Source organism: Labrys neptuniae (assembly GCF_040797145.1).
In the GTDB taxonomy this organism is placed as follows: domain Bacteria; phylum Pseudomonadota; class Alphaproteobacteria; order Rhizobiales; family Labraceae; genus Labrys; species Labrys neptuniae.
The window spans coordinates 161,188-175,516 of sequence record NZ_JBFNQD010000013.1 but is presented as its reverse complement, the minus strand read 5'-3'; the positions used below and the strand labels follow the sequence as shown (position 1 = coordinate 175,516).

At 64.9% G+C, this 14,329-nt stretch carries 15 protein-coding genes; 8 read left to right on the top strand and 7 right to left on the bottom strand.

Annotation, left to right across the window (positions count from 1 at the left end; translation table 11 throughout):
- Nucleotides 1–90: 90 nt before the first annotated feature.
- Nucleotides 91–909 (bottom strand): aldo/keto reductase, encoded by an 819-nt coding sequence (locus ABXS05_RS27720; protein WP_367626094.1) that lies wholly within the window; start codon nt 907–909, stop codon nt 91–93.
- A gap of 173 nt (nt 910–1,082) precedes the next feature.
- Between ABXS05_RS27720 and ABXS05_RS27715 the strand changes: the two genes are divergently transcribed.
- Nucleotides 1,083–2,675 (top strand): acyl CoA:acetate/3-ketoacid CoA transferase, encoded by a 1,593-nt coding sequence (locus ABXS05_RS27715; RefSeq protein ID WP_367626093.1) that lies wholly within the window; start codon nt 1,083–1,085, stop codon nt 2,673–2,675.
- Nucleotides 2,675–3,445 (top strand): enoyl-CoA hydratase/isomerase family protein, encoded by a 771-nt coding sequence (locus tag ABXS05_RS27710; protein ID WP_367626092.1) that lies wholly within the window; start codon nt 2,675–2,677, stop codon nt 3,443–3,445. Before ABXS05_RS27715 ends, ABXS05_RS27710 begins: the two co-directional genes overlap by 1 nt.
- A gap of 220 nt (nt 3,446–3,665) precedes the next feature.
- Here ABXS05_RS27710 and ABXS05_RS27705 read toward each other — a convergent pair whose 3' ends face one another.
- Both ABXS05_RS27705 and ABXS05_RS27700 read right to left on the bottom strand, forming a co-directional pair.
- Nucleotides 3,666–4,139: a MaoC family dehydratase gene (locus ABXS05_RS27705; RefSeq protein ID WP_367626091.1), complete on the bottom strand. Its 474-nt coding sequence runs from the start codon at nt 4,137–4,139 to the stop codon at nt 3,666–3,668.
- Nucleotides 4,136–5,152 (bottom strand): aldo/keto reductase, encoded by a 1,017-nt coding sequence (locus tag ABXS05_RS27700; RefSeq protein WP_367626090.1) that lies wholly within the window; start codon nt 5,150–5,152, stop codon nt 4,136–4,138. Before ABXS05_RS27700 ends, ABXS05_RS27705 begins: the two co-directional genes overlap by 4 nt.
- A 157-nt stretch (nt 5,153–5,309) precedes the next feature.
- Between ABXS05_RS27700 and ABXS05_RS27695 the strand changes: the two genes are divergently transcribed.
- The 5 genes from ABXS05_RS27695 to ABXS05_RS27675 all read left to right on the top strand — a co-directional run bounded on the left by ABXS05_RS27695 (nt 5,310) and on the right by ABXS05_RS27675 (nt 10,398).
- A complete protein-coding gene (locus tag ABXS05_RS27695) occupies nt 5,310–6,455 on the top strand; it encodes an acyl-CoA dehydrogenase family protein (protein ID WP_149249484.1) in 1,146 nt (381 codons plus the stop codon).
- Nucleotides 6,452–7,234: a 3-ketoacyl-ACP reductase gene (locus ABXS05_RS27690; RefSeq protein WP_367626089.1), complete on the top strand. Its 783-nt coding sequence runs from the start codon at nt 6,452–6,454 to the stop codon at nt 7,232–7,234. The genes ABXS05_RS27695 and ABXS05_RS27690 overlap by 4 nt, the downstream gene beginning before the upstream one ends.
- A gap of 10 nt (nt 7,235–7,244) precedes the next feature.
- Nucleotides 7,245–8,390, top strand: a complete 1,146-nt coding sequence (locus ABXS05_RS27685; RefSeq protein WP_367626088.1) for a dihydrodipicolinate synthase family protein — start codon at nt 7,245–7,247, stop codon at nt 8,388–8,390.
- A 9-nt stretch (nt 8,391–8,399) separates the two neighbouring features.
- Nucleotides 8,400–9,260 (top strand): sugar phosphate isomerase/epimerase family protein, encoded by an 861-nt coding sequence (locus ABXS05_RS27680; protein ID WP_367626087.1) that lies wholly within the window; start codon nt 8,400–8,402, stop codon nt 9,258–9,260.
- Between the two features lie 358 nt (nt 9,261–9,618).
- Entirely contained in the window at nt 9,619–10,398 is a 780-nt protein-coding gene (locus ABXS05_RS27675) for a tellurite resistance TerB family protein (protein ID WP_367626086.1), read from the top strand.
- A 45-nt stretch (nt 10,399–10,443) separates the two neighbouring features.
- Here the strand turns inward: ABXS05_RS27675 and ABXS05_RS27670 are convergent, their stop codons facing one another.
- Nucleotides 10,444–11,382: an AEC family transporter gene (locus tag ABXS05_RS27670; protein ID WP_367626085.1), complete on the bottom strand. Its 939-nt coding sequence runs from the start codon at nt 11,380–11,382 to the stop codon at nt 10,444–10,446.
- 92 nt (nt 11,383–11,474) lie between these two features.
- Between ABXS05_RS27670 and ABXS05_RS27665 the strand changes: the two genes are divergently transcribed.
- On the top strand, nt 11,475–12,392 hold the full coding sequence (locus ABXS05_RS27665; RefSeq protein ID WP_367626084.1) for a LysR family transcriptional regulator: 918 nt from the start codon (nt 11,475–11,477) through the stop codon (nt 12,390–12,392).
- 69 nt (nt 12,393–12,461) lie between these two features.
- On the opposite strand, the gene ureG is transcribed toward ABXS05_RS27665, so the two are convergent.
- The 3 genes from ureG to ABXS05_RS27650 are packed head-to-tail and all read right to left on the bottom strand — an operon-like array spanning nt 12,462 to nt 14,207.
- A complete protein-coding gene (gene ureG / locus ABXS05_RS27660) occupies nt 12,462–13,097 on the bottom strand; it encodes an urease accessory protein UreG (protein WP_367626083.1) in 636 nt (211 codons plus the stop codon).
- Nucleotides 13,094–13,783 (bottom strand): urease accessory protein UreF, encoded by a 690-nt coding sequence (locus tag ABXS05_RS27655; protein WP_367626099.1) that lies wholly within the window; start codon nt 13,781–13,783, stop codon nt 13,094–13,096. Before ABXS05_RS27655 ends, ureG begins: the two co-directional genes overlap by 4 nt.
- On the bottom strand, nt 13,740–14,207 hold the full coding sequence (locus ABXS05_RS27650; protein ID WP_311936454.1) for an urease accessory protein UreE: 468 nt from the start codon (nt 14,205–14,207) through the stop codon (nt 13,740–13,742). The genes ABXS05_RS27655 and ABXS05_RS27650 overlap by 44 nt, the downstream gene beginning before the upstream one ends.
- Nucleotides 14,208–14,329: the final 122 nt, after the last annotated feature.

Genomic DNA, 14,329 nt, shown 5'->3' with positions numbered 1-14,329 from the left:
CGTCACTCTCAATGCCATCGTGCGAGATCAGGTCACCTTCAAGGCATGACACTCGCTCAACTACAGTTGCCAGGAAGAGCCGGAAAGGCTTCAATCCCACTCCGGCGCCCAGGGGATGAGGTCACGCCCGACGATGCGCAGGTTCTTCTGCGTTTGTGCGTCGATCCGTGCCATGTCGATGCTCGACAGCGTGAAATCCATGATGTCGAAATTCGAGCGGATGTTTTCCGGTTTCGTCGACATCGTGTTCAGCGGCACGCCTTTTTGCAGAATCCAGCGCAGGACGACCTGTCCCGCCGTCTTCCCGTAGGCTTGGCCGATCTCGGCGAAGAGGGGCTGCTCGAACACCTTTCCGCGTGCGACCGAGCAATAGGATGAAAGCGGGATGCCGGTCTCGTTGGCGGCGGCCAACAGAATGTCCTGATTGAGGAAGGGGTGAAACTCAACCTGGTTGGTGACCAGCGGCGCGTCGACGATCGATCTCGCCTGCCTCATCATGCCTGCCGTGTAGTTCGAGACGCCGATGTGGCGGGCGAGGCCGAGTTGCCGTGCCTTTTGCAGGAGCCCGAGCGAGGGGGCGATATGGCCGTCGGCCGGCGCCCAGTGCAGCAGCAGGACGTCCGCAAAGTCGACCCGAAGGTCCCTCAGGCTCTGTTCGACCGACGGGAGAAAGCGCTCTTCGGAGAAATTGTGGATGCTGACCTTGGTGGTGATGCAAAGCTCGTCCCGCTTCACGCCGCCATTGGCCAGGCTTTCACCGACCTCGGCTTCGTTCTCATACATCTGCGCGGTATCGAAGGCGCGATATCCGGTGGCCAGTGCCGTCTCGATCGCCTGCCGGCAGGCATCGCCGCGCAGGGGGTAGGTGCCGAAGGAGCGCTGGAACGTCCGCGTGAAATAGATGCTCATCCCTGTCGTTTCCATTTTTATCGCACTATCTAGTTACTTATATATCGCATCCTGGCGGCGGGCAAGCCACTGAATGCTCCCGACAACCTGGCCGCGGAGAAAAGAAGTTGAAGGTGCCGGCGCTATAAGGTACTAACCATATAGTTACTTATAAAAATCCTCGCGAGGAGACGATGTCCAAAATCAGGAGTGCGCTCGAGGCGGTGCAGCGTATCGGCGACAAGGCGGTGGTTGCCGTGAATTCCTCCAGCGGGCTTTGCTGCCCGGACCTGGTTCTCCAGGCGCTCGGCGAGCGGTATCGCGAAGAGGGGCATCCCCGCCAGCTCACCATGATCCACCCGATTGCTGCCGGCGACATGTTCGGCACCAAGGGCGTCGACCATCTGGCCCAGGACGGCCTCATCGATACGATCATCGGCGGGTCCTATCCGTCGGGACCATCTTCGGCGGAGCCGCCGCTGATCTGGAAGATGCTCGGCGAGAACAAGATCAGCGCCTACAACGTGCCCAGCGGCATCGTGTTCGACATTCTCCGGGAAGCGGCCGGCAAGCGTCCCGGCGTCCTGACCAAGGTCGGGCTCGACACCTTCGTCGATCCTGCGCTCGACGGCTGCGCCATGAACGATCGCGCCCGCTCGCGACCGATCGTGCGCAGGGTCCAGTTCGAGGGCGACGAGTGGCTCTATTTCCCGGCGATCGCCCCCGACGTCGCCATCATCCGGGCCTCGACGGCGGACGAGCGCGGCAACCTGACCTTCGAGCATGAGGGCGCCTATCTCGGCGCGATGGAGCTGGCGCTGGCCGCGCACAATTCCGGCGGCACCGTGATTGCGCAGGTCAAGCGGATCGCCCAGTCGGGCACGCTGCGTCCCCATGACGTCAGAGTGCCCGGCATCCTCGTCGACATCATCGTCGAGGCGCCGGACCAGTTGCAGACGACGGCGACGGCCTATGACCCGGCGATATCGGGTGAGCTGTTCCGCCCCCTCGATACGTTCACGATCCCCGCCTTCGACGCGGCCAAGGTGATGGCCCGCCGGGTGGCGATGGAACTCGAGAACGGCTGGGCCGTGAATATCGGCTTCGGCATTTCCGCGAATGTTCCGCGCATCCTGCTGGAGGAAGGCCGGCATGGCGAGATCACCTGGGTGATCGAGCAGGGAGCCGTCGGCGGCATCCCGCTGCTCGACTTCAAGTTCGGCTGTTCCTCCAATGCGGAGGCGTTCGTGGCCTCGCCGCATCAGTTCACCTATTTCCAGGCCGGCGGCTTCGATGCCTCCCTGCTGTCCTTCCTGCAGATCGGCGAGGATGGTTCCGTCAACGTCTCCAAGCTGGCGGTGCGGCCGCATGTGACGGCCGGCGCCGGAGGCTTCGTCGACATCACCGCTCGCGCCAGGAAGATCGTGTTCTCGGGCTATTTCAATGCCGGCGCGAAACTGTCGGTGGTCGATGGCAAGCTGAGGATCGACAAGGAGGGCAAGGTCGCCAAGCTCGTGCCCCAGGTCGACCAGGTCTCGTTCTCCGGCAAGCGTGCCACGCTGCAGAACCAGGACGTGACCTATGTCACCGAGCGCTGCGTGCTGAAGCTGATCGAGGGCCGGCTCACCGTCACGGAGATTGCGCCCGGCGTCGATCTCAAGCGCGATATCCTCGACCAGGCGGCCTTTCCGCTCGCCGTCGCCGACCCGCTGGTGTCGATGCCGGCAGACCTGTTCGAGCCCGATCGCCGCAGCCGGCAGGCGGTCACCAGAGAGGCGGCCGAGTGATGAGCGAGGATGGCGTGCGTCTGAAGATCGAGGGGCCGGTTGCGATCATCGTCATCGAACGCGAGGGCAAGCTCAATGCCTTCGATGCTGCCATGGTGGCGGAGCTGCAACGTCTGTGCGCCCTCATCGAGCACGATGCGAGCATCCGCGTCGCTGTCATGACCGGGGCAGGGGCGAAAGCCTTCTCGGCGGGCGGCGACATCGAGGCCTGGAGCCGGGAGACACCCGAGGATTTCGGCCGGTTCTGGGTGCGCGAGGGGCACGCGGCCTTCGACGCGCTGGCCCGGCTGCGCCAGCCCCTGATCGCCGTGCTGAACGGCCATGCCTTGGGCGGCGGCCTGGAGCTTGCCGCCTGCGCGGACTATCGCATTGCGGAGGCTCACGCCAAGATCGGGCAGCCGGAGACCGGGCTCGGTATCATTCCGGGTTGGTCGGGCACCCAGCGCGCGACACGCCGCTTCGGTGCCCAGGCCGTGCGGCGCATGGCTATCTTCGGCGAGATACTGACCGCGAAGGAAGCGCGCGAACTCGGCATCGTGGACGAGGTGGTGGAGAGCGGCCAGGGGCTTGCCCGGGCCATGGAGGTCGCGGAAAAGGTGTGTGCGCGCGCCCCCCTGGCAACCGAGATGACGAAGATGCTGGTGAACGCCGCCGAAGCGGAGGAGACGGAACGGGTCTTCGATTGCCTGGCCGGCATGGCCGCCGCGCAGTCGAAGGAGTTGCAGGCTGGCCTCGCCGCCTTCCGCGAAAGGCGGCCGCCGAAATTCTGAAGGCTGGATTTACCCTCCCCTGGAGGGGTCGACCATTCCTCTTGGAATGGTCTGGGGTCGACGCGTAGCGGCGGGGTGGGGTGACGTTCTTGCTGAGACCCTTTTTCCTCATCGGAATCTTTGCCGTTTTCACCCCACCCCGGCCTTTCAGGCCGACCCTCCCCCTCCAGGGGAGGGTAAGACATTCAGATCGTCGATAAGAGCTATCTTTGCCGTCGTCTCAGCGATAGACTATCAGCTGGTTCTCCCCGGATTGGACGGTCTCCCCGGTCTGCTTGCGCACGCAAAAGCCCAATGTGAGGATGCCCCGGTCCGGCCGGGATGTCGTCCGCTTGTCCTTGATGCGGACGCGGGCGGTAATCGTGTCACCGGCCAGGATCGGACGCTCGAAGCGAAAGTTCCAGCCCAGCGAGGCGATGGCGAGGAAGCGGGCCTGCGCCTGGTTCTTCAGCCCGTCGACGAGGGACAGGATCAGGAGGCCGTGGGCGACACGCGAGGGAAAGCCATGCGCGCGCGCCGCATCGTCATCCATATGGATTTCGAAGCGGTCGCCGGTCAGTTCGGCGAAGGCATCGATCAGTTCGGTGCCGACATGCCTTGCCGGTGTGTCGAACCAATCCCCGATGGACACATCCTCATAGCGCAGTCCGGTCGCCGCCAGGCGGCGACCGGTGTCGGGTGCGATGTCGTTCATGCCGGCACCGGCGCGTCCTCGCGCAGCAATTGCTTGCTTTTCAGCTCGGCCCAGAAATCCGGGGGGATGGGGTGGCTGAACCATGCCAGGTTCTGGTCGAGCTGCTCCACCGTGCGTGTTCCCGCGCAGAAGGCCGGGATGGCGGGGTGGGCGACGACGAATTGGAGCGCTGCGGCGGCAAGCGGCACCTTGTGGTCCCGGCACACCGCCTCGATCCTGGCGACCTTTTCCATCACCGCGGCCGGGGCGGGGGCGTAGTTGTACTTCGCACCGGGTACCGCCCCGGTTGCGAGGATCCCGGAATTGAAGCCGCCGCCGACCAGCACGGCAGCGCCGCGCTCCTGGCAAAGCGGCAGGAAGCCGTCGAGGGCCTCCTGTTCGAGCAGCGTATAGCGACCGGCCAGGAGGAAGCAGTCGAAATCGCGCTGCTTGAGTGCCTCGTGGCAGACTTCCCATTCATTGACGCCGACGCCGATCGCCTTCACCGCGCCTTCCGAGCGCAGGCGCTCCAAAGCGCGCCAGCATCCGTCCATGGCCTGCCGGAAGACTTCGGGCTGGTCGTCGCCGCGGGTGAAGCGGTCGATGTCGTGGATGAACAGCATGTCGATGCGTTCGAGTGCGAGCCGCTGCAGGGAATCCTCGAAGGCCCTCATCGTGCCGTCATAGCTGTAGTCGAAGCTCATCACATTCGGCGCCGCATTCACCCAGGGCGCGAAGTCGATCTGGGAGCGCCGGGCCGGGCGCAGGACGCGCCCGACCTTCGATGCGACGACGAAATCGTCGCGGTTCTTCCAGCGCAGCGCCTGCCCCAAGCGCAGTTCCGAAAGGCCATGGCCGTACATCGGCGCGGTGTCGTAGAAGCGCACGCCGGCATTCCATGCGTGCTGCACCATTTCGTCGGCAACCGGTTCGCTGATCTCGCGCAGGAAATTCCCGATTGGCGCCGTCCCGAAGGCAAAGGCGGTGACGTCGATGTTGCTGCGGCCGAATTTCTGCTTTTCCGATGGCTTCATGGTTTCCTCCCTTGGCATCGCTCTTTTGGCTAGCCCGACCTGACCTCGCCTCGATCTGGCAATCCACCGATCGATTTCGAGGGAATCGTCAGGCTTGACCCGTTTGATCCACGTGCGTTATAGCAGTAACTAGATAGTTACAAAAGGGGAGAAGCGCATGTATCCGAGCGAGACGCAGATGCAGGTGCGCGACATGGCGCGGCAGTTCGCCGACGAGGTCGTCAAACCGCTGGCCGAGGGGCTCGATCGCGAGGAGCGTTTCCCCCACGAGATCTATGAGCAGATGGGCGAGCTCGGGCTGTTCGGCATCGGCGTTCCCGAAGCCATGGGCGGCCCGGGGTTCGATACGCTGACCTACGCGCTCGTGATGGAGGAGCTTTCGCGCGGCTATGCCTCGGTTGCCGATCAATGCGGCCTGGTCGAACTCATCTCCACGCTGCTGGTCAGGCACGGCACGCCGGCCCAGCGCGAAACCTGGCTGGCGCCGGCGATGCGCGGAACCAAGCGCGTGGCCTATTGCATCACCGAGCCGGAAGCCGGCACGGATGTGTCCGGCATCAGGACCACGGCAGAACGGGACGGAGAGGGCTGGCGCCTCAACGGTGGCAAGATCTGGATTCACAACGCGCCGGTCGCCGATGTCGGTTTCGTGCTGGCCCGGACGGACAAGGATGCCGGCCACCGCGGCATGAGCATCTTCATCGTCGATCTCAACGCCAAGGGTGTCGAGCGTGGCCCCAAGGAGCACAAGATGGGGCAGCGCGCCAGCCAGGTCGGCGCGCTCAATTTCACCGATGTCGTGCTCGGGCCGGATGCCCTGCTGGGAGAACTCGGCAAGGGCTTCCACATGATGATGAGCGTGCTCGACAAGGGGCGCGTCGGCATTGCGGCGCTCGCGGTCGGCATCGGCCAGGCTGGCCTGGAGGCAGCCGTCGACTATGCCCGCCAGCGCAAGCAGTTCGGAAAGGCGATCGCCGAGTTCCAGGGTGTGCAATGGCTGATTGCCGACATGGCCAAGGATATCGAGGCGGCCCGCCTTCTGGTGCACAGCGCGGCGGTGAAGATCGATCGCGGGGACAATGCGACGAAGGCCTGCTCGATCGCCAAATGCTTTGCGGGCGACATGGCGGTTGCCCGCACGGCCGACGCCGTCCAGGTCTTCGGTGGTTCCGGCTACATCCGCGGCTTCGAGGTCGAGCGCCTTTATCGCGACGCCAAGATCACCCAGATCTATGAAGGCACCAACCAGATCCAGCGTATGATCATCGCCCGCGAATTGTTCAAGCATGGAGCGCTGGCATGAGCACACCACTCCGGCAGGCGGCCTTCATCACCGGCTCGAGCCGCGGGATCGGCCTGGCGGCCGCCATCGAACTGGCCAGGAGCGGGTTTGCGATCGCCTTGAACGGGCCCGTCGACGATGCGGAGCTAAAGGCTGCCGAGGAACGCGTGCGCGCTTTCGATGTGCCCGTCACCCGCGTCGCCGGCGACATCGCCGACATCGGTGCGCATGAGGCGATGCTCGACCTGGCCGAAAAGGCACTAGGGCCGCTCTCGACGCTCGTCAACAATGCGGGCGTATCGGTTCTGAGCCGCGGCGATCCGCTCGATGTCAGCGAGGAAAGCTACGACCGCTGCCAGGCTGTGAATGCCAAGGCGCAGTTCTTCCTGTGCCAGAAATGGGCGAGGCGCGTCCTCGCGCGCGACCGCAATGACGGGCGCTTCTACTCGATCGTGAACGTGTCGTCGTCGAATGCCGATGCGGTCGCCGAGCCGCGCGCCGAGTATTGCATCTCGAAAGCGGGCTCGGCCATGGTCAGCAAGATATTCGCCGTTCGCCTGGGGCGCGAGAACATTGCCGTCTACGATATCAGGCCGGGCCTGATCGAGACCGCCATGACGCAATCGGTGACCAGCCAATACCAGCGGCGCATCGATGAAGAGGGCCTGACCCTGATGCGGCGCCTGGGCCGGCCGGAGGATGTCGGCACCGTGATGGCGACGCTCGCCACCGGCAAATTGCCCTATACGACGGGCCAGGTGATCGCCGTGGATGCCGGCATGCTGGTGCCGAGATTTTGAGGAAACTACGATGATCCGTCTTCCCGACACCAAGGGCGTTTTCTCCGACTATCGGCTCAGCGGCAAGGTGATCCCGGCCGCCCGCCTGTCCGCCGGCGCGGCACGCGTCGTCTTCTCGGCGGCCCATGTCGTGGCCGATCCGTTCACCGCCAACGATCCTTCCGGCTCGGCCACGGTCGATTGGAAGGCAACGATGGCGTTTCGTCACCATCTGAACGATCTCGGCCTCGGCATTGCCGAAGCGATGGACACCGCCCAGCGCGGCATGGGCCTGGACTGGCCTCGGGCGCTCGAGCTTATCCGGCGCACCCGCGAGGAGCTTCCGCAGGCGCTGGTCTTTAATGGATGCGGCACCGATCAACTCGAGCCGATTGAGGCGCGAGGGCTGGACGACGTCCGTCGCGCCTATTTCGAACAGGTCGAAGCCATCCAGGCTCTGGCAGGGCGCCTCATCCTGATGGCGAGCCGAGCCCTTGCTGCGGTGGCCGGCTCGCCGGAAGACTATGTGAAGGTCTATGGCGATGTCCTGGCCCGCTGCGACCAACCCGTCATCCTCCACTGGCTCGGTGATATGTTCGACCCGGCGCTGAGGGGTTACTGGGGCAGCGACAGTTTCGAGGCCGCCATGGAAGTGGCGCTGCGTGTCATCGAACAGAACGCGGCAAAGGTGGACGGCATCAAGATTTCGCTCCTGGACAAGGACAAGGAAATCGCGATGCGGCGGCGCCTGCCCGCCGGCGTCAAAATGTATACGGGTGACGACTTCAACTATCCGGAATTGATCGCCGGCGACGAGATCGGCTTTTCGCACGCCCTTCTCGGCATTTTCGATCCCCTCGCGCCGGCTGCGGCCTTCGCCATCCAGAAACTGGGGGAGGGCGACAGGCAAGCCTTCCATGCGACGCTGGATCCCACCGTTCCGCTGGCACGGCTCATCTTCCGGGCGCCCACCCAGTTCTACAAGACAGGCGTCGTCTTCCTCGCCTGGCTCAATGGCTTCCAGGAGCATTTCGTCATGCTGGGCGGAGCGCAGGCCATGCGGCCGCTGCCCTATTTCGTCGAGCTCTTCAAGCATGCGGATGCCTGCGGCCTGCTGCGCGACCCGGAGCTGGCAACCGATCGCATGCGTAGGCTGCTTGCCCTTTACGGCGCCTGAGAGGTCGCGATGCGCGATTTCTCGACGGATCACTCGGCGCTCGCCCTGAATACCGCGACGCTCGGGCACAATCTGGATGGGCATGGCGCCGGCTGGTCCGTCGAGCGCGTCATCGATGCCTGCGCCGAGCGCGGCTTTGGCGGGATCGTGTTCTGGCGCCGGGAAATCGGGGACCGAGCCATCGAGATCGGCAATCGTGCCCGTCAGGTGGGCCTCGAAGTCGCAGGCCTGTGCCGCAGCCCCTTCCTGGTGGGGCCGATGGCGCCGCGGCCTCTATCCGCCCTCCGCGACGACTTCCGGGCCTCGATCGACATGGCGGCGGGGCTCGGGACGTCGATCCTCACCATCGTCGTTGGCGGGGTCGAGCCGGACAGCCTCGGGGTGGAGGAAAGCCTGAAACGCGTGGCGGAGCGGGTCGCTGAAGCCGCGCCCTACGCGGCGCAGCGGGGCGTTCGCCTCGCGCTGGAACCGCTCAACCCGGTCTATGCGGGCAATCGTTCGTGCCTGGTGACGGTGCGTGACGCGGTTGATCTCTGCGAGGTGATCGGGGAGGCCAATGTCGGCATCGCCGTCGATGTCTATCACGTCTGGTGGGACACTTCGCTTGCGCGCGAACTCCAGCGCGCCGGCAAGGAGCGCATCCTGGGATATCATTTGTGCGACTGGCTCGCCGAGACGCGTGATGTCTTGCTCGATCGCGGCATGATGGGGGATGGCGTCGCCGATCTCAGATCGCTGCGCGCGGCGGTGGAAGAGGCAGGCTATCGCGGCTTGTGCGAAGTCGAGATCTTTTCGGCCGGGAACTGGTGGAAACGTGATCCTGCCGAGGTGCTCGACACCTGCGTCGAGCGCTTTCGGTCCGTTTGCTGAAGCTTCCGCCGGTCGGCAATGGGGGCTCGAAAGGCCCTTATATTCCATCGGCAGGATTGCGCTCGAAGAGGCAATTCGCCTCCAGGCTGGTGAGGCCAGTGAATTCATCCTCGAGCCCGGCGATCCATCATCTGGACTGTCGCTCTTGCTGGCGGCGGGGACATGCCGATGCCGGCTGCCGCGAAAATTCCAGGCAAATCGGCCGTTGCATCCATGGCCCGCCCTGTTGACGCTCATGCGTCGCCCCTTCAAACATCGACCAGTCGCAATCGTCGAGGCCGATGGCCGCAGCCTTTCCGGTCCAGGGTTGCAGCCACCTGATTCCCGTCACCCGGCGCCATGTGTCGAGAGGTCACCAATGCCCCAGAGAACGGGACCTCCTCGACCGCCCGGATCCTCGCCCGATAAGGCAGGGCCGCCTTCGGGTGGCGCGGGCGTCAACGGCCTGCTCCTTGTCATCGAATATCAGGACGCGGCCGGCCGCCGACGGTTTCGGCCGGTCACGCTCTGGTCGGTCAAGCCGGGGCGCGACGGCATTCCACGTCTTCTCGGCTACAGCCACGATCGAGGCGACCTTCGCTCCTTCCGTCTCGACAGGATCCTGTCGATCGCCGACGCCGATGGCGTACTGCAGGAGCCGCTGGATGAGTTCTATCGGCAGGTGCTCGGCCTGTCCTGGCCGCAGGCGCGTGCCAGGCCTTCCACGGAGGAACAGGCGGGAGAGCGCTGGGCCGTCATTCGCAGGGTCGCGCGCGAAAGCGGCCTCGTCCTCGCCGTGGCGGTCGGCAGGGCCGACCTGCAAATGTCGGGCGAGGAGGTCAAGGTCATGCTCGATCATGTCGCGGCGGCCTGTGCCGCGGAGGGCATCGACCTGGACGCGGGCGAGATCGAGCGCGCCCGCCAATGGATCCGGCGCATGAGGCCATCGACCGACGCGGTGAAGACAAGCTTGGGCGAGCTGGACGCGGCAGCACCGGCCGTAAAGGCTAGGCTGATCGAAATCTGTCTGGCGGTGGCGGACAGCGATGGTTTTCGTCATCATCGAGAGCTCGCGCTCATCGATGAATTCTCGCGGGCACTTCTCGGCGAAAGCCTGCTGTCGCGCGGCCCGCCGCCGAGTGACGGCAAATCCGGCTGAAACGCCGAATGACGTCGAGAATCCGGTGCCGGGCGTAGAGCCTGCCTATCGTGAAACCGCGAGATACAGGGAGAGCGTCGCGACGGACAGGATCGTCGTGGCCAGGACGACACGGCTGGTGACCAGGGCCTGGCGTCCGTAGAATTCGGCCAGCATGAAGGGGCCTGTCCCGGTCGGCAGGGCCGCGAGGAGGACGGCAGTGTGGACCGCGTCCGGCGTGAGGCCGAGGATGGGCGCGGCAATCACCCAGGTCGCGACGGGGTGGGCCACCAGCTTCAGCCCGATCAGCAAGGCCTCGACCTTGCGCCCTGCCTCCGCCGCCCTGCCGGTGTTCTCCGCCAGGAAAAGGCCGAGCGCGATGAGCGCGCAGGGCGAGGCGGCGGCGCCGAGCAATTTGAGAAACCGGTCCAGCGTCTGGGGAAGGGGCCAGCCCGAAACCATCACCAGCGCCCCCAGGGCCGGTGCGACCAGCAGGGGATTGCGGATCAAGGCGAGCAGCGTCTTGCGAGCGATATCCCGTCGACGGGCTTGGGACTGCAGGCTGGCTTCGATCAGGACGATGGCGACGGCAAACAGGACACAGACGGTCACGATGGTCGCGACCAGGGTCGGTGCCATGCCGGATTGGCCGACCACTGCGAGGATCAGCGGGAAGCCCATGAAGCCGGTATTGGCGTAGCCGGCATTGAGGCCGTCGATGGCCGCATCGGCGAGATGGCAGCCCTGCCGCAGGCGGATCGTCAGGGCGAGGACGAAGATGAGGGCGCAGCCCAGGGCAAAGGCCAGAATGAAGCCGGGCTGCCAGATCCGGGCTGGGTCCGCGTTGGCCATGATGTCGAACAGCAGCGCCGGGAGCGCCAGATAAACCACGAGCCTGTTCACCTCGCGCGTGGCGTGCGGGCCGAGCGCATTGCTGCGCCGCGCGAGCCAGCCGGCGAGGATCAGGGCAAAGACGGGCAGGACGATGAGAAGGTTGGAAAGCATGGCAGGCCGATTGGGATGCCGTCTTTCATAGAAGAGGCAATCGATATAATCCAATCCAATGCATGGCCATTATCAATGCCCTGGAGGTATCGATGGATTCGCGCCAGATGCGCTATTTCGTGGCTCTCGCCGAGACCCTGCATTTCGGCCGAGCCGCTGCACGACTGCACATGACCCAGCCGCCCTTCAGCCGGCAGATCGCCAATCTGGAGCGTGAACTCGGCGTGCAACTGGTCGAGCGGAACTCGCGCCACGTCACCCTGACCCAGGCTGGGGAAAGGTTCCTGGCTGACTCACGCGCGGTCCTCGCCCAATTCGAGGATGCCTGCCGCGATGCGAGGCTGGTCGCTGAAGGCCAGAAGGGCGAGTTGCGCCTGGGCTTCATGATGCATGCCGCCCATCGCATCGTGCCGCAGATCGTCAGTTGCTATGCCGGGTTGAGGCCGGACATTCGCATCGTTCTCCTGGAGACGACGCCGGCCGAGATCGAGCACAGGCTTCTCGGCGGCGAACTCGATGCCGCCATCACCTTTGCCGGCCGGCCATTTCCTCAATTGCGGACAGTACCTGTCATCACGGACCATCTGTGCCTCATCGTTCCCCGCGAGCATGCCTTGGTCGGGCGGGACACCATTGCTCCACACGATCTGGCAGCAGAGGATTTGATCGCGGCGCCTGCAACCGTGGCGCCGACGCTCCGCGAGGCCATCACCGGCTATTTCGAGATGGCCGGCATCGTTCCGCGGTTTCGCTATGAACCGCAGTTGCAGCACACCATCGTCCGCCTCGTGGCGGCGCGGCTCGGTGTGGCCCTGGTGCCGGCATCGATATGCGACGAGTCGATCGTAGAGGTCGTGCCAAGGGCGCTCGCGGCTGCACCGGCATTGAAGGTCGTTCTCTCGGTTCCCGCTGAATCCGGCAATCCGGCCATCGCCCCCTTGATTGACATTATCCGGGAGTGGAAAGGGCCGCTCGCTGCCGCAATGCCTGTGGCCCAGCCGACGCGCTGAGTCGAAGGTTCTGTGACTACAGTCGCAATGACGCAGACCCAAGGTCTCCGTCAAATCAGGACTGCAGCGCTATGCTGTCAGGCCGCCTTGCTGTTCGATGAAGGCGACGACATCGGTGAGCCCGATGCGCCGGCGCATATCGGTGAAGACGAAGGGTCGCTTGCCGCGCTGCTTCTCGGTATCGGCACGCATGATGTCGAGGTCGGCGCCGACATGGGGAGCCAGATCCATCTTGTTGATGATCAGGAGATCGGAGCGGGTGATGCCGGGACCACCCTTGCGCGGGATCTTCTCGCCCGCCGCGACGTCGATGACGTAGAGCGTGATATCGGCGAGGTCCGGCGAGAAGGTCGCCGCCAGATTGTCGCCGCCGGATTCGATGAAGACCACGTCGAGGTCGGGAAAACGCCGGCGCATTTCGGCGATCGCCGCCAGGTTGATCGAGGCATCCTCGCGAATGGCGGTATGGGGGCAGCCGCCGGTCTCGACACCGATGATGCGGTCCTGGGGAAGTGCCTGCACCCGGTTGAGGATGAGCTCGTCTTCCTTGGTGAAGATGTCGTTGGTGACGACGGCGACCGAATAGCTTTCGCGCATCGCCTTGCACAGCATTTCGGTCAGGGTGGTCTTGCCTGCGCCGACCGGGCCGCCGATGCCTACGCGCAAAGGACCGTTGCTGGAATGGGGGCCGTTGCTGGCGTTCATGAGCGGAAGATCCTCGAATATTGAGTTTCGTGTTGCATCGAGACGATGTCGGACATCAGGGTGCAGGCGCCGAGGTCATCGAGCGTCGCGAGGCAGGCGCGCCTTGCCGTGGCCAGCATGATCGGTTCGAGCGCGGCGAGCGCCTGGACGCCGTCGCGCTGGCCGAGCGGGACCAGCCGGATGGCGGCCTGGACCAGATTGGCGGTGAAGGCGTGCAGGAAGCCGGCCAGCGCCTGTTCGAGCCCGATGCCGTGCTGCGCAGCGGCCTGGCCGACGGCGACGGCATAAGGCGCAGGCTCGATCGCCTCGCCGGTCCAGTGGGAGACGGCCTGCCCGAAGGCCTCGCCCTGCAGCGTGGTTTCGCGGTGGCGTTCGCGCGTGCCGGCCATGGCCTCGGCAAGCTCCGCGACGGTGGCGCAGCTCTCTCCCCGAGAGGCAAGGCGCCAGGCCTCGCCCAGCAAAACGGCATCGTTCCAGCCAGAACCCGACCGGACGATCTCGCCGAGCCAGTCGACCAGCGTGGCTCGATCCTCGATCAGGCCATCGTGAACGGCCCGTTCCAGGCCGTGGCTATAGGCGAAGGCGCCGACCGGAAAGGCCGGCGATAGCCAGCTGAGCAACCGCACCAGACGCGCCGTATCGTCAATCATGACCATGCCCGTGATCGTGATGGTGGCCGTGGGCATGGCCATGATAGGCGCCGTGCACGGGCTGGAAGCCGGAGACCACCTCCTGGATTTCGGCCCCGAGACCCTGCAGCATCGTCCGGATTACGGGATCCCGTTCGATCAGGATGATTTCGGTGCCGATTTCGGCGGCGAGATGGCGATTGCCGAGATGCCAGGCCAGATGCGCGAGCGGGCATTGCCGGCCGGGCCGGACCGCGTAGAGTTCCTCGGGCGCTGCGAGGATGGTGAGGGTGCGGCCGTCTTTGAGCACGAGGGCATCGCCATCGGCGAGCAGCACGGCTTCGGGCAGGTCGATCATGACGATATCGCCCTGATCGGTGATGAGGCGCTTGCGGCGCAGATGACGGCCCCTGTGATCGAGCGTGATCGTGCCGACGGGAAGTCGGCTGTCATGATGGCAATGGGAAGTGGCGTGCAGCATGGTCAGTATCCGTTCAGAAATATGCGCTCCGTCATCCCCGGCCGAGTTTCTCACGAGCGCAGCGAGAGAGGGCGAGGGGAAGGGGATCCAGAGGTCATGAATTGCACCTGCTGGCCCTGGAT